This is a genomic window from Paenibacillus sp. 1011MAR3C5 (assembly GCF_003591485.1).
Taxonomy (GTDB): Bacteria; Bacillota; Bacilli; order Paenibacillales; family Paenibacillaceae; genus Pristimantibacillus.
In genome coordinates this window covers 789,066-815,530 of record NZ_QZCF01000001.1, presented here as the reverse complement: position 1 = coordinate 815,530, position 26,465 = coordinate 789,066, and the positions used below count along the sequence as shown (strand labels likewise).

Sequence of the window (26,465 nt, the reverse complement as noted above, 5' to 3'; positions counted from 1 at the left end):
GCAGGAAAAGGGGATTAGGTGTAATATATTTTTTATAACCGCAGGCGAGCTGGAAGGAGCTTTGGCATGAACGAATTACAATTAAAAGTATTGGAACTGCTGAAGGAAGACGCCCGCAGGGACGCGGAGCTGATCGCGACCATGCTGGATCATCCGGTAGCGGAAGTGAAGGAAGCCATTGCCGCGATGGAGCAAGAGCATATTATCGTCAAATACGCGACGGTCGTGAACTGGAGCAAGGTAGATGATGAGAAGGTAACAGCCTTGATCGAGGTTCAGATTACGCCTGAACGCGGGCGCGGATTCGAGGGCATTGCCGAGCGAATCTATCTGTATCCGGAAGTGAAATCGGTTTACCTGATGTCAGGAGCCTATGATTTGCTGGTAGAGGTTGAAGGGAAGACGCTGAAGGAAGTTGCTTCGTTCGTGTCCAACAAGCTGTCGCCGATTGATGCGGTGCTTTCGACCAAGACCTTTTTCATATTGAAAAAATATAAACAGGACGGCATCATCTTCGAGGAGAACGAAGGTGACCATCGGTTGATGGTATCGCCGTAACATAAAGGGTGATGGTGATGATTAAAGACCAATCGCAAGGAACCTCCATCCCTGTGCAGCGCCAATCGATGGCTGACTATTTGTCTCCTCTCGTTCGAGACATCAAACCGTCGGGAATCCGCCGGTTTTTTGATTTGGTCAGCACGCGCAAGGATATCATAACGCTTGGCGTCGGCGAACCGGACTTCGTTACGCCATGGCATGTTCGGGAGGCAGCAGTATACTCGCTGGAGTCTGGCAAGACCCAGTATACATCGAATGCGGGAATGCCTGCGCTTCGGGAGGCGATCGGGCATTACTTGAATGACTCGTTCTCGGTCGAATATGATCCAGCGAGCGAGGTTATTGTGACGGTAGGGGGCAGCGAGGCGATCGATCTGGCGCTCCGCGCGCTCATTACGCCGGGCGATGAGATTCTGATTCCTGAGCCTTGCTATATTTCTTATTCACCGATAACGGCTCTGAGCGGCGGCAAGCCGGTGGGCATCGAGACGTTCGCAGCAGATAACTTCAAGCTGCGGGCGGAACAGCTGCAAGCTGTTATTACGCCTCGCTCCAAAGTACTTATCTTATGTTATCCGAGCAATCCGACCGGCGGCATCATGACCTACGAGGACTGGCTGCCGATCGCGAAGGTCGTGGAAGAGAACGACTTGATCGTCATCTCGGACGAAATCTATGCCGAGCTGACGTACGGCTCCAAGCATGTAAGCTTCGCGGCAATGCCGGGGATGAAGGACCGGACCATTCTGGTTAGCGGCTTCTCCAAGGCGTTCGCGATGACGGGCTGGCGGATGGGCTATGCTTGCGGGCACTCCGACATCATTGCCGCAATGCTTAAGATTCATCAATATACCGTTATGTGTGCTCCGATTATGGCGCAATATGCGGCGCTCGAGGCGCTCCAGCATGGCCTGGAGGAAAAGGACCGCATGATCGAATCTTATAACCAGCGGCGCAGGCTTGTCGTAAAGGGATTCCGGGAAATCGGGCTGGAATGCCATGAGCCGCAAGGCGCGTTCTATGCCTTCCCTTCGATCGCTTCTACCGGCTTGTCGAGCGAGACATTCGCTCAGCGGCTATTGGAAGAAGCAGGCGTCGCGGCGGTGCCGGGCGACGTATTCGGCTTAGGCGGCGAGGGGCATCTAAGATGCTCGTATGCGACATCTGTTACACAGTTGACCGAAGCGCTTGACCGCATCGGAAATTTCGTACATCAATTAAAGCAAGGCTAGCCGATCAGCAGGCAGGAGTCCATCCGGCCTGCTGTTGCTATAAGCGGAGCTATAAGGATAACGGGCTGAGCTTTGGCTGTGTGCGCCCGTTGGAAGAACTTGGAGGGATCGAATGAGGTTATATACGAAGACCGGAGACAAGGGCCAGACGTCGCTGATTGGCGGCAGAGTCGGCAAAGACGATATCCGCGTAGAGGCATACGGCACAATTGATGAGCTGAACAGCTTCGTAGGCTTGGCGCAAGCCGAAGCGGCGAAGCATGAGTCGCTTCAGGAGATGGCAGGCTGCTTGCTCGACATTCAGCATGAACTCTTCGATTGCGGCTCGGATTTGGCGTATGCCAAAGTAGGCGTTCCGTATAAGATGAATGGCGAGCCGGCTGTTCGGATGGAGGAGTGGATCGACCGTTACATCGTGGAAGCGCCAGAGCTTACGCGGTTTATTCTGCCTGGCGGCAGCGCGTTGTCATCCATGCTTCATGTGTGCAGAACGGTGTGCCGCAGAGCGGAGCGCCGGGTCGTTACTCTATCAGGCGAGCATGTAATTAATCAAGATGTACTAATCTACTTGAATAGGCTGTCCGATTATTTCTTCGCAGCGGCCCGCGTAGCCAATTACAATCTCGGCGTGCCGGATACGGAATATGTCAGAAGTGCGGAAGTATTCCGCAAAGGTAAAGCCAAGACCAAGGGTACATCCGAGGAGAAAGGCTGAAGCGGCAATGGAACAATGGAACGGGCGCTACTACGCTCCGCTTGTCGTCGAGGTGACGGATTCGGATGACGGCAAACAGGTTCGGACGATATTGGAACGCAGGCTTGGCGTCTCCCGTAAGCTGCTCTCCCAGGTGAAGCTGACCGAGCACGGGCTTACGCTGAACGAGGAGCGGGTCTATACGACAGCGACTGCGAAGTCGGGCGATATCATTCGCCTTCGAATGCAGCAGGAAGAGTCCGAAGACATCTTACCCCAGCCCATCCCGATCGAAGTGGTATATGAAGACGATGACTTGCTTATTGTGAACAAGCCTGCAGGCATGATCGTTCATCCGACTCACGGCCATTATACGAACACGCTTGCCAACGGTGTCGTCCATCATTGGAAGGAGAAGGGCGAGCGGGTTCGTTTCCGCCCCATTCACCGGCTGGACGAGGAGACGTCGGGGCTGGTCGCCATTGCAAAAACAAGCTATGTGCACCAGCAGCTGTCGGAGCAGTTGCAAGCGGGAAGCGTCATGAAGCTGTACCGCGCTTATGTGTATGGCGTGCCCGAGCCGACTGCAGGCACCATCGATGAGCCGATTGACCGGGACGACGAGCAGCCGCATCTGCGTGTGGTGAGGCCGGACGGCTACCCGTCCGTCACGCATTATGAGGTAATCGCTTCCTATCTTGGGTCGGGGGGAACAGTGGCCGCTTCTGTCCGGCTCAAGCTGGAGACGGGGCGGACCCATCAAATTCGGGTGCATATGCGCTATATCGGATGTCCGCTGATTGGGGACAAGTTCTATGGACCGGAGCATGGCCGCGTGGGAGAGTGGGAGCTTGCCGCAGGACGTCATGCCCTCCATGCGGAGATCCTGGGGTTCGTGCATCCGATCAAGAAAGTGCCAATGGAATGGCAAGCGCCTCTGCCTGCGGAGCTGGTGAGGCTGGAGAAGCTGCTAGGAGCGGATGAAAACTAGCAGTCCCACTATTACATATCGGAAGGAGAACATGGAGGAGTCATGTCAGTACGTAAAGTAACGATTATCGAATATCCGAAATGCAGTACATGCAAAGCGGCGATCAAATCGCTGAAAGCCAAAGGAAACGAGGTCACGACCCGCCATATTGTAGAGGATACGCCTACAGCCAAGGAGCTGAAGGAATTGCTCCAGGTAGGCGGTTTGGACATTAAGAAATTGTTCAATACTTCTGGAGAGGTGTATCGCGAGCTTGGGCTGAAGGACAAGCTGGCGGACATGACGGAGGATGAAAAGCTGGAGCTGCTCGCTTCGCATGGCATGCTGATCAAGCGTCCTATCGTGACGGACGGCAAGCAGGTAACCGTAGGCTACAAGGAAGACCAATACGAGCAGGCATGGGGCCGGGCATGAAGAACACAGGGAATGGCGGCAAAACATGGCGCTCGGATCGGCTGTCGGCACTCGGCTCTTCGATCTTTTCGGAAGTAGCGGTATGGAAGGCGGCAGCGGCTAAGGATGGAAGGGATATCATTGACCTTGGCATCGGCAGCCCAGACCAGCCTCCGGCCGAGTCGGTCAGGCGCGCTCTTGCGGAAGCCGCACTTCAGAGCGACAATTACGCGTATCCGGCAACCAAGGACGGCATGCCCTTCAAGGAAGCGGCTGCAGCTTGGATGAAGCATCGTTTCGGCGTTACTGTGGATCCTGCAAGCGAAATGGTCACACTGCTAGGCTCACAGGACGGGCTGGCCCATTTGGCGATGTCGATCTGCGATCCTGGTGATGCGGCCTTGCTGCCCAATCCGGGTTATCCCATCTATGCAGGCTCGCTGGCGCTGGCCGGGGTCGAGACGATCTTGATGCCGCTGCGGGAGGAGAACGGTTATTTGCCCGATCTGGATGCGATCTCTGAGGAAGAGTGGCGGCGTGCCAAATTCATTCTGCTTAACTATCCGAACAACCCGGTTTCGGCCGTAGCCGATCTTTCGTTTTTCGAGAAGGTGCTGGCGAAGGCCAAGATCTATGGGGTGCTGGTCGTTCATGATTTGGCTTATTCCGAGATGGGTTTCGACGGGAATGAGCCTCCGAGTATTCTGCAGCTGCCCGGCGCGGCCGAGCAAGCGGTGGAGTTCCATTCGATGTCGAAGAGCTTCAATATGGCGGGCTGCCGAATCGGCTTCCTGACGGGAAATCGGGAAGCGGTCGGGGCGCTGCGCGAGCTGAAGGCGAATATCGATTATGGCGCCTTCTATCCGGTCCAGCAGGCGGCAGCCGTTGCGCTACATGAAGCGATGGCTTCGCCTGACCAGCCGAAGGCAGGCAAGCTGTACGAGCGCAGGCGGGATCTGTTCCTGGATGCACTGCGTGCGGAAGGATGGGACATGAAGCCGCCTAAAGCGACAATGTTCGTCTGGGCACCGCTGCCGAAGATGGCTTGGGATCGGGGAGAGGCATGGACCTCCAGAACCATTTCCCAGGAAATGCTGAAGGCGACAGGTGTAGTCGTAGTGCCCGGTGAGGCTTTTGGCACAGAGGGAGAGGGTTATGTCCGTATCGCGCTTGTCGAAGACGAAAGCAGGCTGCTGGAAGCTGCGGCACGAATTGGACGATTTATCCGTGGAGAGCTTGTGATAAAATGATCGTAATGAAGTATTTGCAGAAGCGAATGCTTATGACGAAGTTAGGGGTTGAATGGTTTGGGTGAACAAAGACTTCTGCTTGTGGACGGGATGGCGATCCTATTCAGAGCTTATTTTGCAACATCGTTTACGGGCAGCATTAGACGGACAAGCTCCGGCTTGCCTGTTAATGCCGTACACGGTTTCGTCCGTTATTTCATGGATGCGGTGAATAAATTCGATCCTACCCATGTGATCTGCTGCTGGGATATGGGGAGCAAGACGTTCCGCACGGAGCAATATGACGGCTACAAGTCCAATCGGCCCGACGCGCCGGAGGACCTGATTCCGCAATTTGACTTGGTGAAGGAAGTTGTGGCGAGCTTTAATGTGCCGAATGTCGGTATTGTAGGTTACGAGGCGGACGATTGTATCGGTACGCTGGCGAATCGCTTCAAGCATGAAGCTGACGTCTTCGTCGTAACGGGTGACCATGATATGCTTCAGCTTGTGGATGATCGTGTATCCATTGCCATTATGAAGAAGGGCATCGGCAATTACATGGTATATACACCAGCGACATTGCTGGAGGAGAGACAGCTCACACCGCAGCAAATCATCGATATGAAGGGGCTTATGGGCGATACGAGCGATAATTATCCGGGCGTTCGCGGCATTGGCGAGAAGACGGCGCATAAGCTTATTTTGGAGCATGGATCGATCGATGGCTTGCTTGCCAATCTGGATGCGGTGTCGAAGACGGTCCGTGCGAAGATCGAAGCCGATCTCGACATGCTGCATCTGTCGCGCCAGCTTGCGACGATTCATTGCAACGCGCCGCTTGATACCGATATGAGTGTATGCGGCTGGAGCTACGACCGGAATATGGTGCTGAGCAAGTTCGAAGAGCTTGAGTTCAAGAGTCTGGTCGCCTTGATCAGCTAATCGGGTACGATGATGAGATGGAAAGTAGAATAGCTGTCCACTTGTTGAACCGAAACATATAGCATGCACAAAGAAACCGTTCCTTTATGATGGAACGGTTTCTTTTTGTTTTGTCTTTCTCCATGGCCGTAAAAAATGAAGAACTCGGAGAATTATGTGTCCTTTCCGGTCTGTTTTCCTCCCTTAACCCCTCCATGGCTGAGAGCAAGCGGAGCAAGAAAATGTTCTGGAGAAGCGTAAGCGTTCGCCTTTGTATCCGGATATCAACCATACCAAACCGTTCAAGGAAATCCGGATACAACAGCGATCAGAAGAATATTTCTTGCGCAGTGGGCGCTTTCAGCTATAAGTCACACTATCTGAAATTTTGCAGCCGAAAATGATTAGTTACGATTTTTTCGGGTTGTTTTCCTCCCTTACCCCCTCTATGGCTGAGAGCAAACGGAGCAAGAAAATGTTCTGGAGAAGCGGAGCGTTCGCCTTTGTATTCGGATTCCAACCATAACATATTGTTCAAGGAATCTGGATACAACAGCGATCGGAAGAATATTTTCTTGCGTAGTGCGCGCTCAGCCATCCCCCCTCACCTGAAAAATTGCAACCATAAACGAAATCTCCCTCCTTATGAGGCCCCTTACGCCTGTTCTATACTTGGATTACCAAATAGAGATATGAACAGATACGGAGGAATGCCGCGATGGACTCACAGGTTACCATCCCAGAGAAACACGGCAATGAAGCAACCCGCGTACACAAGGCGGCTCTCTTCTTCAAGAAACTGAAAAGGCAAAAGATCCTGCAGCTTATGGCGCTATCCGGTATGGTGTGGCTGGTTATTTTTCACTACATTCCCATATACGGCATCATTATCGCCTTCAAGGAATACAACATCGTTCATTCCATCAGCTCCGCGCCTTGGGTCGGGCTTTATCACTTCAAGGAGTTTTTCGAAGACGACAGCCTCGGCTATGTCATTACAAATACTTTCGGAATGAGCTTGCTGAAGCTGTTAATCGGCTTCCCGATGCCGATCCTGTTCGCGCTAATGCTGAACGAGCTCAGATCGGTCCGTTTCAAGAAGGCGGTTCAGACCATCTCATACCTGCCTCATTTCTTATCCTGGGTCATTCTGGGCGGCATCCTGACCACCTGGCTAGCTGATGTGGGCATCATAAATAAAGTATTGCTGGCGCTAGGCTTCATCCATGAGCCGATCAGCTACTTGGCTGAACCTAGTTACTTCTGGACGATTATCGTCAGCTCGGATATATGGAAGGAGCTAGGCTGGTCCGCCATCATTTACTTGGCAGCGATTACAGGGGTTTCACCGGAGCTGTACGAGGCAGCCACCATTGACGGAGCGGGACGCTTCCAGAAGATGTACTATATTACGCTTCCGATGATTAAAGGTACGATCACGATCCTATTCATCCTGGCAGTCAGCGGCATCTTGAATTCGAACTTCGATCAGATCTTCGTGCTCAAAAATCAGCTGAACGAAGTAGCCAGCAACGTCATCGACACCTATGTCTACCAGATCGGCATCTCGCAAGGCCGTTACTCTTATGCTACAGCCGTAGGGCTCGTCAAGTCAGTCATTGCATTCATACTGCTGCTCACGGCGAACAGCATCACCAAAAGACTCAATAACACATCATTATTTTAAAGGGTGGACGGACTATGCAAACACGCTTACGATCAGAAAAATTTTTCGACTGGTTTAATACGCTGGTCATGTTATTGATCTGCTTCGCAACGCTTTATCCGGTCTGGTATGTGCTTATCAATTCGTTGAATGAAGGAACGGACGCCATGCGCGGCGGCATCTACTGGCTGCCCCGGGTGTTCAGTCTGGAGAGTTATACGACTGTGTTCAAAAACGACGGGTTAATGACCGCATTTGGCATCACGGTAGCGAAGACGGTGCTCGGCACCTTCATCCATGTGTTCTTCACGGCGATGGTCGCATATGCCATTTCGCAGAGAGAGCTGGTAGGCCGGAAGCTGTATCTCATTGTCGGTACGATCACGATGTTTTTCAGCGGCGGCCTTATTCCGCAATATTTGCTGCTTCGCGATCTGGGGTTACTTGATACGTTCTGGGTCTATATTTTCCCTGCGATGTTCAGCTTCTTCGATCTCATTATCTTTATGACCTTCTTCCGAGAGATTCCTTACGGCCTGGAGGAAGCAGCCAAGATGGACGGCGCCAACGACTTCAGCATCTTCGTCCGGGTCATCATTCCGGTCTCCATGCCGGTCGTCGCCACCATCGCGTTATTCCACGGCGTGTATCAATGGAATGATTATTTTGCCGGCGTTATCTATGTGAATGATCCGAATTTGCAGCCGATCCAAACCTTCCTATACCGGATTGTGGCGCTGTCGGGCTCCAATCAGATTGTATCGACCGTAACGGGTGTGACCAAGACAGTCACATCGCAATCGGTTAAGCTCGCTACGATGGTTGTGGCGACGCTGCCTATCGTTTTCGTGTATCCTTTCCTGCAAAAATATTTTGTGAAAGGTTTTATGATTGGCTCCATGAAAGAATAACGTCGGCTTTCACAGCAATGCTATTGGCCAGGCAAAGCTGAGAGCATATATAATCATCATAGAGAGGGGTATCAAGCATGGCAGTTATGCGTAAATTCATTACCGCAGTTACATTAATCAGCTTACTGTTGACCGCGGCGGGCTGCGCCTCGAATGGCGGCGACAAAAGCAGCGAGACGCCTAAGCCGTCTGCGGAGCAAACGGCGGTTAATCCAGATGCGCCGGGCTGGAAAAACAATACCGATCCAATTACGTTCGACTGGTATTTGAATTACTCCTGGTTCCAAAAAAAATGGGGTTCCGATCCGACATCCCAGTATATTACGAAAAAAACAGGCGTTAACCTGAATCTAATCGTTCCGGCGGGCAACGAAAACGAAAAAATCAACACGATGATCGCCTCTGGCAAGATGCCAGACTTTATTACGCTGGATGCTAATGACGACGCGGTGAAGCGATTGATCGAAGGCAAGATGGTATTGCCGCTGAACGAGCTGGCTGACCAGTATGACCCTTACTTCTACAAAGTAATCGACCCGTCCAAGGCTTCCTGGTTCGCTGAGCCGGACGGCAACTTCTACGGCTATCCGAACAACTCGTCATCTCCAAGAGATTATGAGGCGAACGAAACGATGTTTACCTCCACGCAAACCTTTATGGTACGCAAGGATATGTATGAAGCGCTGGGCAAGCCGGATATGAGAACGCCGGAAGGGTTCATCAACGCGTTGAAGCTTGCGAAGGAGAAGTTCCCGGAAGTGGACGGCCAGCCGCTCATTCCGCTTGGTCTGCATGAATTTACCGACACGGGCAACTATGCGCTGGAAAACTACTTGCAGAACTTCCTTGCGATTCCGCAAGAGGTGGACGGCAAGCTGAATGACCGCACGACAGACCCTGAATATATCAGTTGGCTGAAAACGTTCCGTCAAGCCAATAGCGAAGGACTGCTGTCCAAGGACATCTTCATCGACAAGAGACCGCAGATGGAAGAGAAGATTGCACAAGGGCGCTACTTCGCGATGCTGTTTCAATGGAAGGACATGAGCTCGCAGCAAAATATCATATACCAGAAGGATCCTAACCGAATCTATATGTCGATCGACGGACCGTCGAATTCGAAGCTGGAAGATCCTACGCTAAGCGGACCGGAAATCGGCGGCTGGGGCCTCACTCTGATCTCCAAGGATGTGAAGGATAAGAAAAGAGCGATCGAGTTCTTGACTTACATGATCAGCGAGGATGGGCAGAAGGACTTTGCCCTTGGTGAAAAAGGGGTAACGTATGATACGATTGACGGGAAAGACCAGCTGTATCAAAAGGTTATTGACGAGACGGAGTTCGACTACGGCACGCAATACAGCTACTTCATGATGACCGATTACAGCATGTGGCTGAGATGGGCTCCGCCTACGAAGGAGCAATATACAATTCTGGAAGATTGGACAAGAGGCAAGACGCATAACTTCTCTGCGTTCAGTAATCTGAATCCGCAAGGCACCACCGAGGAAGGCATCATCTCGCAGAAGATTCGCCAGCAGTGGGGCAAGGCGCTGCCGAAGATGATTTTGTCCAAGTCGGATGAGGATTTTGATGTAATCTTCAATGATTTCCTGCAGGATCGCGAGAAGCTTGGTTTCGACAAAGTGGTGGCGTATCAGCAGAAGAAATATGAAGAGAACGCGGCTAAACTAACTAAATAATAACAGTGTGTATTAAAGCAGCAAGCAGCAAGGCCCATCTGGATATGGGCTTTGCTGTATTGTTGCTTACTCTACTTTATGGATGTGACGATCTGTGGGACAACGGCTGCGATGGAGCAGGCTAGCACATTATATTGGAAATATGCGATTGCAGACGAAGATGGTTGTCTCATATATCCTGATTATATTGATCCCGATTTTAATCTTTTCAAGCTACATGTCCAACAACTTCTACAACAATACGATCCATGATACGATTCAGTCCAATCAATATTTGCTCGATGTGGAGTATAACAAAATCACCAACAATATCGATCTGATGGAACGCACGGCGCAATTGATGCTGCTGGACAACAAGGTGCTGGATTATCTCGTTCTGAAGCAAGAATTGGATACGCTCTCATTAATGGATTTCTCCCGAAACGTATTGCCGGATCTGGTGCGGCTGCAATTCAATAATCCCAATATTGCGCATATCCGCATGTACTTCAATAATCCCTATACGAAAGAGCTGTGGCCGATCTTCCTGGACGAGAAGCGGATCGCGAATGTTCCCTGGATGCAAGAGCTGAAGGATCGCAACGGGATGGAGCTGTGGGAGTTCGATACGGAGGACCGCAACGTGATGAGTCTGCCGACCAGCGAGTCGTTCCAGAAGGAGAAGTCCAAGGTGTCGCTGCTTCGGCAGATTAGCTACGGGACGGATAAGCATGCGGGAATCGTGCAGATTGACATGTATCTGGACGATTTCTTCTCCAGGGTGGAGCATGACGAGCAGGACCGCCAATCGAAGCTGCTGCTGCTGGATCGGAAGTCGCAATTTTTTTATCATGACAATACTTCCTTTGTGGCCAATATTCCGCTGGATGATCTGGAGCAGCGCATCAAGTCTGCCGCAGCTACGGAAGCGTCTCATTTTGAAGTGACCTATAACGGCGTGCCTTATATTATGATTTTCAAAAAAATCGATCTGCTGGACGCCTATATTATAAGCGCCGTGTCCCTGGAGGAGCCTCTTCAGGCGATTCGCGATACGGTGCAGAATTTGATTATGGTCAGCGTTGTACTGATCCTCATTTTATCGCTGATTACGTATTTGTTGAGCCGAATTATTTTTAAGAGGCTGCGGATGCTGCAGAACTCTATGAATCGAGTGCGCAACGGGGATTTGCAGGTCAACATCGATGTGAGTGGCGGCGGTGAGATTGGCGAGATCGCGCTTCACTTCAAGATGCTGATGAAAAAAATCAACTCGCTGATCGTGGATGCGGTCAATAAGCAAGCGGCTGCCAAGGAAGCGGAGCTGAATGCGATGAAGAATCAGATCGACTCGCATTTTATGTACAATACACTGGAAAATTTGAAGATGCTAGCGGAGGTAGAGGGGCAATATGTACTGTCGGATGCCTTGACCTCTCTTGGCCGCATGATGCGCTACAATCTGCAATGGACGAGCAATTACGTCCGTCTGCGCGACGAGATTCATCATATACAGAATTACATCGCGATTATGAATATCCGGTACGACGATAGAATTTCGCTCCAGTTGTTTGTGCCGCCGGCTTATATGGAGCATGAGATATTGAAGATGTCGCTGCAGCCTGTGGTGGAGAACGCCATCAAGCACGGCTTGTATACCAATGAGCGAGGCGAGGAGCTGCCGCTGGTTCTGTCGATTCGGGTGCATGAAGCAAATGATCATATGCTGATTGAGATGATGGATAACGGCAAAGGGATGGACGCCGAAGGGGTGAACCGGATTAACTATATGATCCGTCTGAACGATGCGGATTTCCGCCAGGTTCAAGGTGCGGTCAAGTCCGGGGAAGAGAAGGGCAACGGCATTGGCCTTCGTAACGTCAATCAGCGGGTGAAGATGAACTATGGCAATGATTACGGGATTCAAGTGCAAAGCGTAGAGGGGCAATATACGACTGTCAGCATCAAGCTGCCGACACTACTTTTCTCCGAGGGAGATGCGGGACATGCGGAAACTTCTGATCGTGGATGATGAAAAAAATATAAGAATCGGCCTGAAAGCGATGATTGAGCGGGAATTGCCGGGTCGCTATGCCATAACGTTCGCCGTGAACGGGGCGGATGCGCTTGAGAGATTGAAGGAGCAGGCTATCGATCTGCTTATTACCGATATTCGCATGCCTGTCATGGACGGCATCGAGCTAATCAATCAGCTGCAGGAGATGGAAGGCAAGCCGGAAGTGATGATCTTAAGCGGGCATGATGACTTCCAATATGCCAGAGAAGCGATGCGTTGCGAGGTACGCATGTATCTGCTTAAACCGATCGTTCGCGAGGAGCTTGTTGAAGCGCTGACGATGCTGGAGGAGACGCTGGTCAAGAAGGAGACGATCTCTCATCAGTTCAAGCAAATATCCGAGCAGATGAAGGAGCATATAGAGACGCAGTTCAATTATGTCTTCCTGCGCTCTGATCTGGAGGCAGGAGAGATCGAGGAGCGGCTTGGCAAGCTGGAGCTGCCGGATCTTGACGGAGGGTACCAGCTTGCCCTGCTCAAATGGCCCGATGCGGATCAGCGCAGCAGAGATCAAGGACAGAAGCTTGCTTTCCTTGACCTTGTCTTGAAGCGTCTGGGGAATCAGGCGGAGGCGCTGACCTTGCGCTTCATGAACCGTCACGGCCATCTTATTGTGCTGACGGGTGATCCTGAGCTGTTCTCGGCCATTGAGGAGCTGATCCAACAGCAGGTAGAGATGCGCGTGAAGATGGGGGCCAGCAAATGGATGGACCGACTGGCACAGGTGAATGAGGCTTACGAACAAGCGGAGAGGGCGCTCAAGTATACGCTGTTCTACAAGCATTCTGTTTCTCTTGGGTACGAGGGACTGGAAGGAAGGGAATCCCATTACGAGCTTCCGATCGCATCGATCAAGAAGATATCGAATATGCTAGGCACCGATAGAGAGGCTGATGTGATGGGGTTGTTCAAGGAAGTGGTCGATTTGCGTATCGTGATGAAATACGATATTTCCTATATGGAAGGCATCAGCCGCGCGTTCAATGACCTTGTCTTCGATCAGGTATTCAATGTATACGGCGAGGAATCGGTCGAAATATTGAAGCTGTACAAGTCTGTCGCCGATCTATATAGCTTCTGGGATTTTCAGGACTATTACCATCATGTCGAGACCCTGATAAAGAAGCTGGATTTATACGTGGGCAATATGAAAAACATTCACAACGATAATCGCGAGATGAATAAAGCGATTCAATATATTCACGAGAATTATTATAACGAGCTGAATATGGCGATGGTGTCCAATTACATCTCGATGAACTACTCCTATTTCAGCCAAGCCTTCAAAGAGTATACGAACGAGAGCTTCGTCAATTATTTGAAAAAAATCCGGATCGGCAAGGCGAAGGAGCTGCTCGCCAGCACGAATCTGAAGGTGCATGAGATCGGGGAGCGGGCCGGCTTCGAGAACGCCAAGCATTTTCACCGCGTATTCCGAGAACTGGAGGGCGTTTCCCCTAATGAGTTCAGGCAAAAGGAGCAATCCGCCGCCGACCTGAAAAATCGGCACCATATATGAAATCTGAAGCCTTATTCATGCGGCAAGGCTCTTCTATAATGTAGGCAAGGCAGCAGAAGCATACAGATGGAGGAGAGCCAATGTCGAAGAAAACGGTATATATTATCCGCGATGACGTGAACCATCCCAAAGAAGTGATAGATCCCGTGATGGAGCGGGTTTTTGATGCGGAACGCTGGAATGTCGTGTTGACGGACCGTGCGCGCGATCTGGTGGAACATGTCGCAGAGGCGGATTTGGCGATGTGGTTTACGAATGGGCGTCCCGAAGGCGAGACGAATCTGAGCGTGGAGGAGCAGGGAATCATTGTGGAGCGGGTGAAGGCCGGCATGGGCATGTTGTTCGTTCATGCGGGCCTTGTTTTGATTGAAGAGGACAGTCCATTCTATGCGGAGCTGAATTCGGGCCGCTTTATCGAGCATTCCCCGCATCATGTGCCTGTAACCAATGTGCCGGTGCGCAGCTTCGACCATCCCATTACCCGGGGCATCGAGCCGTTCACGGCAACCGACGAGCATTATTACTGCCAAGTAGATACATCGAGAACAGATGTCTTGCTGCTGAGCACCTCGAAGCATGTGACAGCGGCTGGCGGCTGGGCTCACAGCGTAGGACAAGGTCGTGTTGTAGCGCTCACGCCGGGCCATACGACAGATGCGCTGGACGATCCGCAAATGGTGCAATTAATGAGGAACGGTTCCGATTGGGCGATTGGCCTGATTTCATAACACGGGGACAGGAGGTGTGTACGCATGAGCAATGTATCGATTGCGCTGGGCCTCTATTCCGTCTATAGAGATTTGCAGCAGGATTTGGAGTCTACGCTGCGCCGCGTGAAGAAGCTGGGCTACGAAGGTGTGGAGTTCTACGGCGAATTTACGCATGAGCCGGAGTTGATCAAAGGGCTGCTGGAGGAGCTTGCGCTTACTAATTGCGGCTGGCATACAGAGTGGAAGCTGCTTCAGCCAGATACAATTGAAGCGACCTTGGACTACCATCGGCGTGCGGGCACAAGGAATATTGTGATCCCGGCCTTGGGCGGTCCTTGGGAAATCGGACATAAACAGCATGAAGACCGTGCAGAGGTTTGGATTCGCCATGCAGTGCGGATGAATGAGATTGCGCAGCAGGTTGCAGCTCAGGGCTTCCGTCTCGGCTATCATACGCATGCCCATGAGTTCGACACGGACTTCGGCGGCGTTACGCCGTGGGATTTGTTATGCCAGCATACCGATTCCAGCATTCTGCTGGAGCTGGATACAGGCAATTGCATTGAAGCGGGAGCGGACCCGGCGGAAGTCATAGCAGCAGTACCGGGCAGACCGCTGCTGGTGCATGGCAAGCCGTATTCGCGTACGGACGGTCATGAAACCTTCATCGGCGACATCAAGGATGAGAACAACTGGAGCCAAATTATAACGCAATGCGAGCGCGCGGGAACCGAATGGCTGATCGTGGAGCATGAATCGGAGGCGGCTTATCCCGGCTTTATCGGTGTCGAGCGTTGTTTGGAAGGATTGCGAGCTGTATTGGCAGAGAGACAGTAAGGGCGGATCGCAAGCGATAGAGACGTTCATAGATAGGAAGGCAGGAGTGATAGCGATGACAGAGAAGCAATATGCCATTCAATTTATAGAGAAGCGGAAAGCGGCGTTGATAGAGGGCGAGATGGATCGATCGCCGCTAAAGCCGGATGAGATAGCAGGCCGTACAATCGTGTCGCTTATCTCGACAGGTTCAGAGCGCGGGGCATATATGGACTACTTCGGTGGTACAGTCTACCCGGTTTCGACCGGTTACGCTGCCGTGATGGAAGTACTGGAGATCGGGAGTGCGGTGAAGAACGTCAATGTCGGTGACCGTGTGCTTGCTCTCGCTCCCCATCAATTGTACAACCGGGTGAAGAGCGATGAGATCAGCCTTGTTCCTGAAGGGATGAACCCGGAGCATGCGGTAATGGGCCGGTTCCCGGCAGTCTCGATGACGTCCATGATTCATACTTCTATCAAGCCGACGGAGCTTGTCCTGGTGACGGGGCTTGGCGTTGTTGGTCTCATGTGCGCCCAGATGATGCGTCACTGCGGCTACGAGGTCTATGCTTTCGATCCGAACGAGAATCGCAGAGAGACAGCCAGAGCCTGCGGGATTCGTCATGTCTACGCTTCGCTGGACGAAGTGCCGGAAGTGAAAGGCGTGGCCGGATTGGCCATGGAGTGCTCGGGCCGCGAGGAAGGCACCTACTCGCTGGCGGCCAACTTGAGAAGAGGCGGGGAGCTGTATCTGATTGGCGTGCCATGGTATCGTTCAACGGATACGTTCGCCCATGAGCTGCTCAAGAATGTCTTCTACGGTTTCATCCAATTGCGCTCGGGCTTCGAATGGTCGTTGCCGCGTCATTCCAGAGATTTTATGCCGAACAGCAATTTCTCGAATATTGCAAAGTCGATGGAGTGGATTCGGGACGGTCATATCAAGGTTGAAGGCATCTACGAGGTGACGGCGCCGGAGCGCTGCGACGACATCTACAGCAGCATGGCAGACGGAACGATGGAGAAGACCTGTGCCATCTTCGATTGGAGCTGCATCTAAACTATAGCTTAAGGAGGCGCTGCCTCGTGTATAGAACGAATAAGAAAGTCGGCATTCATCACGTCTGTTTGAAAACCAATGACATTAAGCAGTCCGTCCAATTCTATATGGAAGGTCTGGGCGCCCGTTTTGTCGTGGAGTGGGGCAAGGATGGTGCGGAGGATCATGCCGTGCTGGTCGACCTCGCTGACGGTGATTTCCTGGAAATTTTCGAGACGAAGCAATTATTCGGAGAGGGCAAGTGGCAGCATCTTGCCGTACGCACCCCGGATGTAGACGATTCGGTCAGACGCGCGGTAGCAGCGGGAGCAAGACAGCTCGGCGAGCCTCGTAATTCTGATATCCCGGCCCGTTCAGGCGAGACGGTCCGATTAAGATTCTGCTATGTGGAAGCACCGGGCGGAGAATTGGTCGAGTTCATTCAAGATCGGTAGGATGCTGCGTTAGTCCGTACCTAAATGATAGAATGGCGATGTTAGGGATAACAATCCTGGCATCGCTTTTTCATGTTTTCATTATGAAATGGTCAAGGCGGGGAACAACCGGAGCAAGAAATATTCTGGAGAAGCGGCAGCGTTCGCCTTTGTATCCGGATTCCAACCGTTAAGGTTTAGTTGAGGGAATCTGGATACAACAGCGATCGGAAGAATACTTCTTGCGCAGGTTGTGTGTTTAGCCATGAAATGTTGTTAGTCAGGAGGCTGTTCATTCTTTTTTATGTTTTTACTGAAAGCCTCTTTTTCTATGTTTTTACATCAGCAATGGTCTCCAAAGTAGACTGGAAATAAATTGGAAAATGAACGACAATGTTCGCTATAGTGAATAAAATGAGTGATTTTTTATGCGGGACAGCGCTGTAAAGGTATTGACCTGTTCTTTTTAAAGAACTAAAATATAGTTATTGTCCGTTATAAGAAACCCGATAAGCTTCGCGTACAAATAAAAGCACGGATCTAATCTGACTGAAGGAGAATATTATGATTGGGGAACGGATCAAATCACTTAGAGAACAAAAAGGCTACTCCATAACGAAACTAGCCGATCTAGCCGGAGTTTCGAAATCTTATCTAAGCTATATTGAACGTAACGTGCAAAATAATCCCTCGCTTCAGGTTTTGGCCAAGATCGCGTTTCATTTGGACACGAACATTGAGTATTTGCTAGGTGAGGAGCTCGCTCCGAAGGTATGGGTGGACGATGTGCTGGATGAAGAGTGGCATGACATCATTCGGGACGCTGTGGACGAAGGCATGAGCAAAGGGGATTTTCGCGCACTGAAGGAGCTGGTTCGCTCGAACAAGTGGCGGGAAGAGCATGGGCAGCGCAGGGATTACAGGGATATCGACAGTAAAAAGAAGTCCAATATTATTATTTTGCATATTGACCATTAGCCGCCTTTACGAAAAATAAACCATTTTACTGTTGACATGTTCTATATAAAGAACTAAACTTGTGTTAGTGTTCATTATAACTAACACAATAAGCGGGTGTATGAATGGAAACGAATCGTGTGAAAGAACGTTTTGTGCCGGCAAGCGGCAAAGAAATCGACTTGCGCAAGCTCTTCAGTACGATCAAGAACAAGCTATTGCTAATCGTGCTGCTGACTGGCGCCATCACAGTCCTTGGAATAATGTATAATTCCCAGTCGGAGCCTAACGTCTACTCTTCGTCCTCGCGGGTCATGATTGCGGCGACCAATGATATGATGTCTACGGTCAGGGCGCTTGTACGCGAACCGATTGTGCTGGATCAGGTCATTGAGGATTTGGGATTGAATGCCACAGCCGGGCAGCTGCGGAGCCAAATCCGGGTAGACAGCGTGGAGCAATCGCTCATTACGGTTATATCCGTAGCGGATACCAATCCGGATCGGGCGGCTGATATCGCGAACGCCGTTGTGACGGTGTATCGAAGCGTAGCCGCGGAGACACTCGGCATTAGCAGCATCCGTCTGCTGACATCGGCGGTGCCGGAGCCGTCCCCTATTAACGAGAAGAGCAACACGATCGTTTATGTGGCGTTTGTCGTCGGACTGATCTTAAGCTTGAGCCTAGCGTTCTTGCTGGAATCGCTGGACGATTCGATCCGGACGGAGCATGATATCGAAAGCACCCTTGGCATCAATATGCTGGGTCAGATATCCAAAATCAAGAGCGGTCATGCGCGTATACATACAAAAAAGACAAAGCAAGCGATAATTAGGAGTGAGACGATTGGTTCGTGAACGGGCAAAAATAGCTAAAAGAGTTGTAAACCGCAGTTTGATCGCTTATTTGAATCCCTCCCACAGAATAGCGGAGCAATACCGGACGATCCGCAACAACATTCAATACGCGGCAGAGGGAGCGCAGATTCGAACGCTGCTTGTAACATCGCCTGAGGAGGGAGACGGCAAGTCGACGGCAGCCATCAACCTGGCGGTCAGCATGGCGCAGCGGGGGGAGCGTGTGCTGCTCATCGACGTGAACTTCCGCAATCCGGTCCTTCATAAAATATTTAATACGCAAATATCGCCGGGCCTCTCAAGCGTGCTGGCTCAGCAGCTCGCATTCGACGAAGCTGTGCAAGAGACGGAAGTCGAAGGCATGGACCTGCTGACAAGCGGATTGTCGCAAGGTAATTCTGCAGATTTGCTGGATTCACACCGCATGAAGGAATTAATGGAGAAAGCCGTCCAGCATTATGACCGCATTGTATTCGATTGTCCGCCGGTATTGTCGGCACCCGATACGAATGCGCTGGTCAACAAGTGCGACGGGGTCGTATTGCTGCTGCATTGCGGCAAGACGACACATGGCAAGGCCCTTGAAGCGAAACAATCTCTATCCTTTGCAGGAGCGAATATTATAGGGGCGATTTTAAACAAAAAGAACGTTAGATGATGACTCATCGGATAACGTCTTTTTTTCGGCCAAAATGTTCTTTATAAAGCACAAAAAACGTTCGTTACCATGCAAGGAGAAAGGATGAGCATGTCATGACTTATCGAAGTAGGCTTTCGCTTCTTGTGCTGCTTGATTCAGGAATCGTAATTACGGCACTGGCCGTTAGCCGCTGGCTTCTGGAGCCGAATTCCGCCGCAGGCACCAGCATCTATTTCCTGACGGGCACTCTTCTCGTGCTGCATCATGGATTTTTCCTGTATTTCAAGCTTTACAAGAAGGCTTGGGAGTATGCCAGTGTGGGCGAACTGGTGATCATGGCCAAGGCGGTGGGCTTATCCTTCCTGTTGACTGCTGTTGCGCAAGCTGTCGTATACGGAACGCTACAGCTGAAGTGGCTCGCCGTAGCCTGGATGATTCATATTCTGCTCATCGGCGGCTCCAGACTCGGATGGCGGATGATTCGGGGTGGCTTCAATAAGCAAAGCGGCAAGCGCAAGCGGACCTTAATCGTCGGCGCGGGCTCCGCCGGGACGATGCTGGCGCGCCAGCTGATGAACAATCCGGATACCGAGCTGCTTCCCGTTGCATTCGTTGACGATGACGCCAAGAAGCAGATGCTCGATATTATGGGCCTTCCGGTAGCCGGCAACATCGCGGATATCGTAAGCGTCGCGAAGAAGCTGGAGATCGACAATATCGTTCTTGCGATTCCTTCAATGCATAAAAAGGAGCTCTATCACATCTATACGGAGTGCGCCAAGACGAGCGCCAAGACGCAAATGATCCCAATGCTGGAGGATCTTGCGACGGGCCGAATCTCCGTGACCCAATTCCGCGACGTGCAGGTGGAGGATTTGCTGGGACGCGAGCCTGTGGAGCTGGATATCGAGAGTATATCGGAATATGTGACTCAGAGGGTTGTGCTCGTCACTGGAGCGGGCGGATCGATCGGCTCGGAGGTATGCCGCCAAATCTCGCGGTTTCTGCCGGAGAAGCTGGTGCTGCTCGGACACGGGGAGAACAGCATCTATGCGATTGAGATGGAGCTGAAGGAAACGTTCAAGGATACGAGCATCAAATTTTATACTGAAATTGCGGATCTTCAGGATGCCGAAAAGATGATGGCGGTCATGATGGCTCATCGGCCTCATGTCGTCTATCATGCGGCAGCCCATAAGCATGTACCGCTAATGGAACGGAACCCCGAGGAAGCGTTCAAAAACAATGTGTTAGGCACGCTGAATACGGCAAAAGCCGCAAGCAAAAGCCGCGTCGAGACATTTGTTATGATCTCGACGGACAAAGCCGTAAACCCGACCAGCGTCATGGGCTCAACGAAACGGGTGGCCGAGATGATTATTCAGCATATGGACCGGATCAGCTATACGAAGTTTGTAGCCGTCCGGTTCGGCAACGTGCTGGGCAGCAGAGGCAGTGTCATTCCGCTCTTCAAGAAGCAGATTGCCAAAGGCGGACCGGTGACCGTTACTCATCCCGATATGGTGCGTTACTTTATGACGATTCCGGAAGCGTCGCGACTGGTTATTCAAGCGGGAGCTCTGGCAAAGGGCGGCGAAATCTTCGTGCTCGACATGGGCGAGCCGGTGAACATTACGCAGCTGGCCGCAAACGTCATCCGTATGTCGGGCTTTTCGGTCGACGAGATTGGCATTGAATATACCGGCATTCGGCCGGGGGAGAAGCTGTTCGAGGAGATGCTGAAGGACGATGAGGTGATGGAGCAGCAGGTGCATCCCAAAATTTACATCGGCAAAGCTTCCGCTATTTTATATGAAGAAATTGAGCAGCTCATTGCGGACTTCCCTGCTATGAATCAGGCAGAGCTGAAGACGCGGCTGCTGGATATGGCCAATCCTGCATTGGTAGACGTCAAGAAGCTGGCGACGGTATCCGGGTAAGGGAAGGAACGAGAGGTTTCATTAATTTGGTAGAGAAGCGGGGAATAGCGATGAAGGTAAGAAAAGCAATTATACCGGCTGCAGGACTGGGCACGAGATTTCTCCCGGCGACCAAAGCGATGCCGAAGGAAATGCTTCCGATCGTCGATAAGCCGACGATTCAATACATCGTGGAAGAAGCGATCGAGTCCGGCATTGAAGACATTATTATCGTGACGGGCAAAGGCAAGAGAGCCATTGAGGACCACTTTGACAATTCCATGGAGCTTGAGCAGATCTTGACCGCCAAAAGCAAATTTGAGCTCTTGCAGGAAGTGCGCAAGTCCTCCGACATGGTCGACATTCACTACATCCGTCAAAAGGAACCGAGGGGTCTCGGCCACGCCATCTGGTGCGCCCGCAAATTCATTGGCGACGAGCCGTTCGCCGTCTTGCTGGGCGATGACATCATATCGGCAGAGAAGCCGTGTTTGAAGCAAATGATCGAAAAATACGAGCAATACGGCTCTTCCGTTATCGGTGTGCAGCGGGTACCTGAGGAAGCGGTATCCCGGTATGGCATAGTAGACGGCATGGTCATGGAGCCATCCTTTCACCGCATTAACCATCTCGTTGAGAAGCCGGCGCGCGATGAGGCGCCTTCCGATATGGCGATTATGGGCAGATATATTCTAACGCCTGAAATCTTCGATATCTTAGGCCGCCAGGAACCTGGCTCAGGCGGCGAGATTCAACTGACGGATGCGATTGGGACGCTTAACCGTTCAAGGGCGGTATTCGCCTATGAATTTGAAGGCAAGCGTTACGATGTCGGCGAGAAGATGGGCTTCATCCAGACGACCATCGAATTTGCCCTGCAGAGAGACGATCTTCGCTATGACTTGCTCGACTATTTGACGCGTACGCTGCAGCGGGAAACGGCGCCGTATGAGTCCTAAAATCCTGTTTTGCGCGACGGTGGACTATCATTTCAAAGCCTTTCATCTGCCGGTTTTGGAATGGTTTCGCAAGATGGGCTGGGAGGTTCATATTGCGGCTCGCGGAGAGCTGGACATTCCGCATGTGGACCGCAAGTTCAATATACCGATCCATCGCGCCCCTATGAAAGCTGAGAACGTGAAGGCGTACCGGGAATTGAAACACATCATCGACACGGAAGGGTATGACATCATTCATTCCCATACGCCGGTCGGAGGGGCTTTGGCCCGGATTGCTGCGCGGGGCGCCCGGAAGCGGGGCGCCAAAATCATCTACACCGCACATGGCTTTCACTTTCATAAGGGAGCTCCGCTATCGAGCTGGCTTCTCTATTATCCGGTCGAGAAGCTGCTTGCGGCTATGACAGACAGTCTTATTACGATTAATCATGAAGATTACCGGCGCGCCATCGACAGCCGCTTCCGCGCGGGACGTGTTCACCATGTGCACGGGGTCGGTGTGCATACGGGGCGATTCGCTCCGCTTCCGCCGGAGGAGAAGCGAGCGATGAGGGACCGCTTTAACTATACGCCGCATCACTTCCTGATGATCTATGCTGCGGAATTCAATACCAACAAAAATCATGAGCTGCTGCTGCGCGCCATGTCGAAGATGAAGGACAGTGTGCCCAGCGCGCGGCTGCTGCTGGCCGGTGAGGGACCCATGCTTGACGAATGCCGTTCGCTTGCCGTTCAGTTGGGCATCGCGCCCCAGGTTGATTTTCTCGGCTATCGGAACGATCTGAGCCAGCTCCTTCCCATGTGCGACGTAGCCGTCGCCTCCAGTCTTCGGGAAGGGCTGCCTGTCAATATTATGGAAGCGATGGCCTGCGGTTTGCCCGTCGTCGCCACACGGAATCGCGGTCATGGGGAATTGGTGATGGAGGGCAAAAGCGGATTTATCGTAGAGCCGAATGAGCCGGACGAATTCGCAAGCCGACTGCTCCTACTGTTCCGATTCCGCGATACGCGTCTTCGCATGGGCGAGCACGGCCGGGCGCGGGTGAAGGCTTATTCGCTTGAGCGTGTGCTGGAGGAGCTGAAGGAGCTCTATAAGCCAATGATGGAGGCCAAAGATGAAGCCCATTATCAGTATCGTCGTTCCTATATATAACATGGAGGCTTACCTCCCCAGATGTCTGGACAGTCTGCTGGCACAGACGTATCCGCTCTTCGAGATTATTACGGTTAACGACGGATCGACGGACGGCAGTCTGGCCGTACTGAAGCGTTACGCTGCGGCCGATACGCGAGTTCAAATTATCGATTCCGTGAATAGAGGAGTGGCTGCCGCCCGCAATCTGGGATTGGCGTCTTGCCGCGGCGAATATATTGGCTTTGTCGATCCGGACGATTGGGTGGATCGCGAGATGTACGGCGAGATGCATGCCGCTGCACTGGAGCATAATGCGGATATCGTCATGTGCGCCTATACGCGGGAATTCGGTACGCACGCCAATCCCAAGCCGTTCCCGCTGCCGGATATGACGTTCCTTCGGGGTGATGAGGTACAGTCGGGCATGACCCGCCGGCTCATTGGGCCGATCGGAGCGGAGACGGCGTCGCCGGAGCATCTGGATGCCTGGGGGACGGTATGGTCGAAGCTGTACCGGTCGGAGCTGCTGAAGGAGAGCGGGATCGCATTCGAGGACTTATCCGTAATCGGGAGCAACGAAGATACGCTGTTCAACGTGGCGGCATTCCGCAAGGCCAGCTCCTTCCTCTTCTTGAACCGGCCTTATTACCATTATTGGCGAGCGAACGAGGACTCCATTACGACCCGCCACAAGCCAGATCACTTGAAGCGGTTTCTCGTGCAATACGAGAAGCTGGAGGAAGCCTTCGGCGACTGCCCAAATGACGCTGAATACCGCAAGGCGTTGAGCAATCGGGTTGCGCTGAATGTAATGGGACTGGGCCTGAATATTATTAGCCACTCCAACCCGGCGTCCTTGAAGGGAAAGCTGGATCAGATTAAGGGGCTGCTGTCGCAGCCGAGGATGAAGGCGGCGCTGGCTGAATTCGATGCGTCGGCCTCACCGCTTGTATGGAAGTTGTTTTTCACTGCAGCGAGGCTGAGGCTAGCTTTGCCGCTGTACTTCATGCTGAACGGCATTGAGCTGTTACGAACGAAAAAGAAAGGGAGGAACATCCGTGGAGCCGATTCGCATCCTGCAGGTCGTGACCATCATGAACCGGGGCGGACTGGAAACGATGCTCATGAACTATTACCGGCAAATGAGTAAAAACGGCATTCAGTTTGATTTCCTCGTACACCGGACGGAGGAAGGCCATTACGACAAGGAAATTATCTCGCTCGGCGGCAGCATTTTCCGCATGCCCCCGATCAAGCCGGGCAATTACCGCCGCTACTTCAAGGAGCTGGACGCCTTCTTCGCTCGGCACAAGGAATATAAGGTTGTCCATGCCCACATGAATGAGAATAGCGGCTTCGCTATACGCGCGGCCAAAAAAGCCGGTGTGCCGTGCCGCATCATTCATAGCCACTTGAGCGACCTGGCGCTGGATTACAAATATCCGTTCCGTCTCTATGCGAGAGCGGCGATCAGAGGCAATCCGAGCCACTATTTTGCTTGTTCGGCCAGAGCAGGCGAATGGCTTTATGGCAAGAAGCCGACCGGCGGGCAAGCGGTAACGGTGTTGAACAACGCCGTTAATACGGAGGACTTCCGCTTCGACGAGGGGACGAGAGCGGAAGTCAGAGCCGAGTTGAATGCGGGTGACTCGCTTGTCATCGGGCATATCGGACGATTCAACGAACAGAAGAATCACAAGTTTCTGCTCGATATATTTGAATCGCTCCATCGGCGCAGAAAGGACGCGCTGCTGGTGCTTGCGGGAGACGGATACCTGCGTCCCGCTATCGAGCGGGAAGCCGAGCGAAGGGGCTTGTCGCAGTCCATCCGGTTTCTGGGCGTACGCGAGGATGTTGCACGGCTGCTGCAAGGGATGGACCTGTTCCTGTTCCCTTCCTTATTCGAAGGACTGCCCGTCGTCCTGGTAGAGGCGCAGGCTGCGGGACTTACCTGCATCGTATCCGACCGCATTACGAAGGAGACGGATGTGACGAACAGGGTAACATTCCTCTCGCTGGACCAGTCTCCTGACGAGTGGAGCAGCGCCATTCTGAGCGCATCGTATGAGCATGCCGATACGAGGGCCATGCTCAGGGAGCGCGGCTATGACGCAGCGGCCATGGCAGAATGGCTGGGTGCCTTCTACCGGCAGCAGCTTGAGACCGCTGCGGCATCATCGCAATAAGAAGGAGCGGAATTACGGATGGAACCTTTAATAACTGTTTTTACACCCACTTTCAATCGCGCCTATACGCTGCATCTTTGCTACGAAAGCCTGCTGCGCCAGACCAGCAAGGATTTTATATGGCTCATCATCGATGACGGGTCGACCGACGGCACCGCCGGGTTGGTGGAGGGCTGGCAGCGGGAAGCGGATTTCCCCATTGCATATATCTACCAAGAGAATCAGGGCATGCATGGCGCCCACAATACGGCATACGAGCATATCCGGACGGAGCTGAACGTCTGCATCGATTCGGACGACTATATGACCGATCATGCGATCGAGGCCATCTTGTCGTTCTGGAAGCGGCACGGGAGCGAACGATACGCCGGCATCGCGGCCCTCGACGCCTCGCCGGACGGAGCGGTTATCGGCACTAGGCTGCCCGCCGGCCTTCAGAGCGCCACCCAGTCGGAGCTGTATGCCAGGCATGGGGTGAAGGGAGACAAGAAGCTCATTTATCGCTCGGCACTGACAAGCGGCTGCCCTCCTTATCCGGTATTCGAAGGCGAGAAGTATTGTCCGCTGTCCTACAAGTATATTTTGATCGATCAGCAGCAGCCCCTTCTCTTGATGAATGAGGTTGTCTGCATCGTCGAATACCGGACAGACGGCTCCAGCATGAACATTCTGAAGCAATATTTGCGCAATCCGCGCGGCTTCTCTTTCTTCCGCAAAACCGCCATGCAATATGCTGTGACGTATAAGGACCGATTTCGGGAAGCCGTTCATTATGTATCCAGCAATCTCATTCTGCGCAACCGTCGGTTTCTGTCCGAATCGCCGCGGCGATGGACGACGCTGCTTGCCGTGCCGCTCGGTGTAGCGCTGTATGTCTATTTGAACCGGACGAAACGAAGCACAGTCATGAAGAACGGATGACGCTTATCGC

The 26,465-nt window shown here is 52.3% G+C and carries 25 protein-coding genes; all 25 read left to right on the top strand.

Going from position 1 to position 26,465, the window contains the following annotated elements; translation table 11 throughout:
- Positions 1 to 66: 66 nt before the first annotated feature.
- The 25 genes from D3P07_RS03705 (at position 67) to D3P07_RS03585 (ending at position 26,455) form a co-directional block, all read left to right on the top strand.
- Positions 67 to 558 (top strand): Lrp/AsnC family transcriptional regulator, encoded by a 492-nt coding sequence (locus D3P07_RS03705; protein WP_119798720.1) that lies wholly within the window; start codon positions 67 to 69, stop codon positions 556 to 558.
- A 17-nt stretch (positions 559 to 575) separates the two neighbouring features.
- The gene (locus tag D3P07_RS03700) at positions 576 to 1,793 is read left to right on the top strand and encodes an aminotransferase class I/II-fold pyridoxal phosphate-dependent enzyme (protein WP_119798719.1); all 1,218 of its coding nucleotides are present in this window, start codon (positions 576 to 578) and stop codon (positions 1,791 to 1,793) included.
- 112 nt (positions 1,794 to 1,905) lie between these two features.
- The gene (locus tag D3P07_RS03695; RefSeq protein WP_119798718.1) at positions 1,906 to 2,508 is read left to right on the top strand and encodes a cob(I)yrinic acid a,c-diamide adenosyltransferase; all 603 of its coding nucleotides are present in this window, start codon (positions 1,906 to 1,908) and stop codon (positions 2,506 to 2,508) included.
- Between the two features lie 7 nt (positions 2,509 to 2,515).
- On the top strand, positions 2,516 to 3,478 hold the full coding sequence (locus D3P07_RS03690) for an RluA family pseudouridine synthase (protein WP_119798717.1): 963 nt from the start codon (positions 2,516 to 2,518) through the stop codon (positions 3,476 to 3,478).
- A gap of 42 nt (positions 3,479 to 3,520) precedes the next feature.
- Positions 3,521 to 3,892: an arsenate reductase family protein gene (locus D3P07_RS03685; protein WP_119798716.1), complete on the top strand. Its 372-nt coding sequence runs from the start codon at positions 3,521 to 3,523 to the stop codon at positions 3,890 to 3,892.
- The gene (locus D3P07_RS03680; RefSeq protein WP_119798976.1) at positions 3,889 to 5,121 is read left to right on the top strand and encodes an aminotransferase class I/II-fold pyridoxal phosphate-dependent enzyme; all 1,233 of its coding nucleotides are present in this window, start codon (positions 3,889 to 3,891) and stop codon (positions 5,119 to 5,121) included. Before D3P07_RS03685 ends, D3P07_RS03680 begins: the two co-directional genes overlap by 4 nt.
- Positions 5,122 to 5,178: 57 nt before the next feature.
- The gene (locus D3P07_RS03675) at positions 5,179 to 6,045 is read left to right on the top strand and encodes a 5'-3' exonuclease (RefSeq protein WP_259391325.1); all 867 of its coding nucleotides are present in this window, start codon (positions 5,179 to 5,181) and stop codon (positions 6,043 to 6,045) included.
- Positions 6,046 to 6,742: 697 nt separating this feature from the next.
- Positions 6,743 to 7,711 (top strand): ABC transporter permease, encoded by a 969-nt coding sequence (locus tag D3P07_RS03670; RefSeq protein WP_119798715.1) that lies wholly within the window; start codon positions 6,743 to 6,745, stop codon positions 7,709 to 7,711.
- A 14-nt stretch (positions 7,712 to 7,725) separates the two neighbouring features.
- A complete protein-coding gene (locus tag D3P07_RS03665; protein WP_119798714.1) occupies positions 7,726 to 8,601 on the top strand; it encodes a carbohydrate ABC transporter permease in 876 nt (291 codons plus the stop codon).
- A gap of 77 nt (positions 8,602 to 8,678) precedes the next feature.
- Entirely contained in the window at positions 8,679 to 10,304 is a 1,626-nt protein-coding gene (locus tag D3P07_RS03660) for an extracellular solute-binding protein (protein ID WP_119798713.1), read from the top strand.
- Positions 10,305 to 10,452: 148 nt separating this feature from the next.
- Positions 10,453 to 12,315, top strand: a complete 1,863-nt coding sequence (locus D3P07_RS03655) for a sensor histidine kinase (RefSeq protein ID WP_182914164.1) — start codon at positions 10,453 to 10,455, stop codon at positions 12,313 to 12,315.
- Entirely contained in the window at positions 12,290 to 13,879 is a 1,590-nt protein-coding gene (locus tag D3P07_RS03650; RefSeq protein WP_182914163.1) for a response regulator, read from the top strand. The genes D3P07_RS03655 and D3P07_RS03650 overlap by 26 nt, the downstream gene beginning before the upstream one ends.
- Positions 13,880 to 13,959: 80 nt before the next feature.
- Positions 13,960 to 14,607, top strand: a complete 648-nt coding sequence (locus D3P07_RS03645; protein WP_119798710.1) for a ThuA domain-containing protein — start codon at positions 13,960 to 13,962, stop codon at positions 14,605 to 14,607.
- 24 nt (positions 14,608 to 14,631) lie between these two features.
- Positions 14,632 to 15,426: a sugar phosphate isomerase/epimerase family protein gene (locus tag D3P07_RS03640; RefSeq protein WP_119798709.1), complete on the top strand. Its 795-nt coding sequence runs from the start codon at positions 14,632 to 14,634 to the stop codon at positions 15,424 to 15,426.
- Positions 15,427 to 15,481: 55 nt separating this feature from the next.
- A complete protein-coding gene (locus tag D3P07_RS03635; protein ID WP_182914162.1) occupies positions 15,482 to 16,468 on the top strand; it encodes a zinc-binding dehydrogenase in 987 nt (328 codons plus the stop codon).
- A 26-nt stretch (positions 16,469 to 16,494) separates the two neighbouring features.
- The gene (locus D3P07_RS03630; RefSeq protein WP_182914161.1) at positions 16,495 to 16,902 is read left to right on the top strand and encodes a VOC family protein; all 408 of its coding nucleotides are present in this window, start codon (positions 16,495 to 16,497) and stop codon (positions 16,900 to 16,902) included.
- A 543-nt stretch (positions 16,903 to 17,445) separates the two neighbouring features.
- Positions 17,446 to 17,859: a helix-turn-helix domain-containing protein gene (locus D3P07_RS03625; protein WP_119798706.1), complete on the top strand. Its 414-nt coding sequence runs from the start codon at positions 17,446 to 17,448 to the stop codon at positions 17,857 to 17,859.
- Positions 17,860 to 17,963: 104 nt separating this feature from the next.
- Positions 17,964 to 18,695 carry a YveK family protein gene (locus D3P07_RS03620; RefSeq protein ID WP_119798705.1) on the top strand — a complete coding sequence of 244 codons (732 nt, stop codon included), beginning with the start codon at positions 17,964 to 17,966 and terminating at the stop codon, positions 18,693 to 18,695.
- Positions 18,685 to 19,353 carry a CpsD/CapB family tyrosine-protein kinase gene (locus D3P07_RS03615; RefSeq protein ID WP_182914160.1) on the top strand — a complete coding sequence of 223 codons (669 nt, stop codon included), beginning with the start codon at positions 18,685 to 18,687 and terminating at the stop codon, positions 19,351 to 19,353. The genes D3P07_RS03620 and D3P07_RS03615 overlap by 11 nt, the downstream gene beginning before the upstream one ends.
- A gap of 95 nt (positions 19,354 to 19,448) precedes the next feature.
- The gene (locus D3P07_RS03610) at positions 19,449 to 21,275 is read left to right on the top strand and encodes a polysaccharide biosynthesis protein (protein WP_119798703.1); all 1,827 of its coding nucleotides are present in this window, start codon (positions 19,449 to 19,451) and stop codon (positions 21,273 to 21,275) included.
- A gap of 50 nt (positions 21,276 to 21,325) precedes the next feature.
- A complete protein-coding gene (gene galU / locus D3P07_RS03605; RefSeq protein WP_119798974.1) occupies positions 21,326 to 22,213 on the top strand; it encodes a UTP--glucose-1-phosphate uridylyltransferase GalU in 888 nt (295 codons plus the stop codon).
- Positions 22,203 to 23,366: a glycosyltransferase family 4 protein gene (locus D3P07_RS03600; RefSeq protein ID WP_119798702.1), complete on the top strand. Its 1,164-nt coding sequence runs from the start codon at positions 22,203 to 22,205 to the stop codon at positions 23,364 to 23,366. Before galU ends, D3P07_RS03600 begins: the two co-directional genes overlap by 11 nt.
- Positions 23,329 to 24,498, top strand: a complete 1,170-nt coding sequence (locus D3P07_RS03595; protein ID WP_119798701.1) for a glycosyltransferase family 2 protein — start codon at positions 23,329 to 23,331, stop codon at positions 24,496 to 24,498. The genes D3P07_RS03600 and D3P07_RS03595 overlap by 38 nt, the downstream gene beginning before the upstream one ends.
- On the top strand, positions 24,407 to 25,534 hold the full coding sequence (locus D3P07_RS03590) for a glycosyltransferase family 1 protein (protein ID WP_119798700.1): 1,128 nt from the start codon (positions 24,407 to 24,409) through the stop codon (positions 25,532 to 25,534). The genes D3P07_RS03595 and D3P07_RS03590 overlap by 92 nt, the downstream gene beginning before the upstream one ends.
- Positions 25,535 to 25,552: 18 nt before the next feature.
- Entirely contained in the window at positions 25,553 to 26,455 is a 903-nt protein-coding gene (locus tag D3P07_RS03585) for a glycosyltransferase family 2 protein (RefSeq protein WP_119798699.1), read from the top strand.
- Positions 26,456 to 26,465 lie beyond the last annotated feature (10 nt).

What these genes read in the sequence shown, in the direction of transcription:
- D3P07_RS03685 (WP_119798716.1), top strand. Translation starts at nt 3,521, where the DNA reads ATGTCAGTACGTAAAGTAACGATTATCGAATATCCGAAATGCAGTACA.
- D3P07_RS03635 (WP_182914162.1), top strand. Translation starts at nt 15,482, where the DNA reads ATGACAGAGAAGCAATATGCCATTCAATTTATAGAGAAGCGGAAAGCG.
- D3P07_RS03660 (WP_119798713.1), top strand. Translation starts at nt 8,679, where the DNA reads ATGGCAGTTATGCGTAAATTCATTACCGCAGTTACATTAATCAGCTTA.
- D3P07_RS03620 (WP_119798705.1), top strand. Translation starts at nt 17,964, where the DNA reads ATGGAAACGAATCGTGTGAAAGAACGTTTTGTGCCGGCAAGCGGCAAA.
- D3P07_RS03640 (WP_119798709.1), top strand. Translation starts at nt 14,632, where the DNA reads ATGAGCAATGTATCGATTGCGCTGGGCCTCTATTCCGTCTATAGAGAT.
- D3P07_RS03690 (WP_119798717.1), top strand. Translation starts at nt 2,516, where the DNA reads ATGGAACAATGGAACGGGCGCTACTACGCTCCGCTTGTCGTCGAGGTG.
- D3P07_RS03645 (WP_119798710.1), top strand. Translation starts at nt 13,960, where the DNA reads ATGTCGAAGAAAACGGTATATATTATCCGCGATGACGTGAACCATCCC.
- D3P07_RS03670 (WP_119798715.1), top strand. Translation starts at nt 6,743, where the DNA reads ATGGACTCACAGGTTACCATCCCAGAGAAACACGGCAATGAAGCAACC.
- D3P07_RS03610 (WP_119798703.1), top strand. Translation starts at nt 19,449, where the DNA reads ATGACTTATCGAAGTAGGCTTTCGCTTCTTGTGCTGCTTGATTCAGGA.
- D3P07_RS03650 (WP_182914163.1), top strand. Translation starts at nt 12,290, where the DNA reads ATGCGGAAACTTCTGATCGTGGATGATGAAAAAAATATAAGAATCGGC.
- D3P07_RS03700 (WP_119798719.1), top strand. Translation starts at nt 576, where the DNA reads ATGATTAAAGACCAATCGCAAGGAACCTCCATCCCTGTGCAGCGCCAA.
- D3P07_RS03705 (WP_119798720.1), top strand. Translation starts at nt 67, where the DNA reads ATGAACGAATTACAATTAAAAGTATTGGAACTGCTGAAGGAAGACGCC.
- galU (WP_119798974.1), top strand. Translation starts at nt 21,326, where the DNA reads ATGAAGGTAAGAAAAGCAATTATACCGGCTGCAGGACTGGGCACGAGA.
- D3P07_RS03680 (WP_119798976.1), top strand. Translation starts at nt 3,889, where the DNA reads ATGAAGAACACAGGGAATGGCGGCAAAACATGGCGCTCGGATCGGCTG.
- D3P07_RS03665 (WP_119798714.1), top strand. Translation starts at nt 7,726, where the DNA reads ATGCAAACACGCTTACGATCAGAAAAATTTTTCGACTGGTTTAATACG.
- D3P07_RS03585 (WP_119798699.1), top strand. Translation starts at nt 25,553, where the DNA reads ATGGAACCTTTAATAACTGTTTTTACACCCACTTTCAATCGCGCCTAT.
- D3P07_RS03595 (WP_119798701.1), top strand. Translation starts at nt 23,329, where the DNA reads ATGAAGCCCATTATCAGTATCGTCGTTCCTATATATAACATGGAGGCT.
- D3P07_RS03695 (WP_119798718.1), top strand. Translation starts at nt 1,906, where the DNA reads ATGAGGTTATATACGAAGACCGGAGACAAGGGCCAGACGTCGCTGATT.
- D3P07_RS03625 (WP_119798706.1), top strand. Translation starts at nt 17,446, where the DNA reads ATGATTGGGGAACGGATCAAATCACTTAGAGAACAAAAAGGCTACTCC.
- D3P07_RS03600 (WP_119798702.1), top strand. Translation starts at nt 22,203, where the DNA reads ATGAGTCCTAAAATCCTGTTTTGCGCGACGGTGGACTATCATTTCAAA.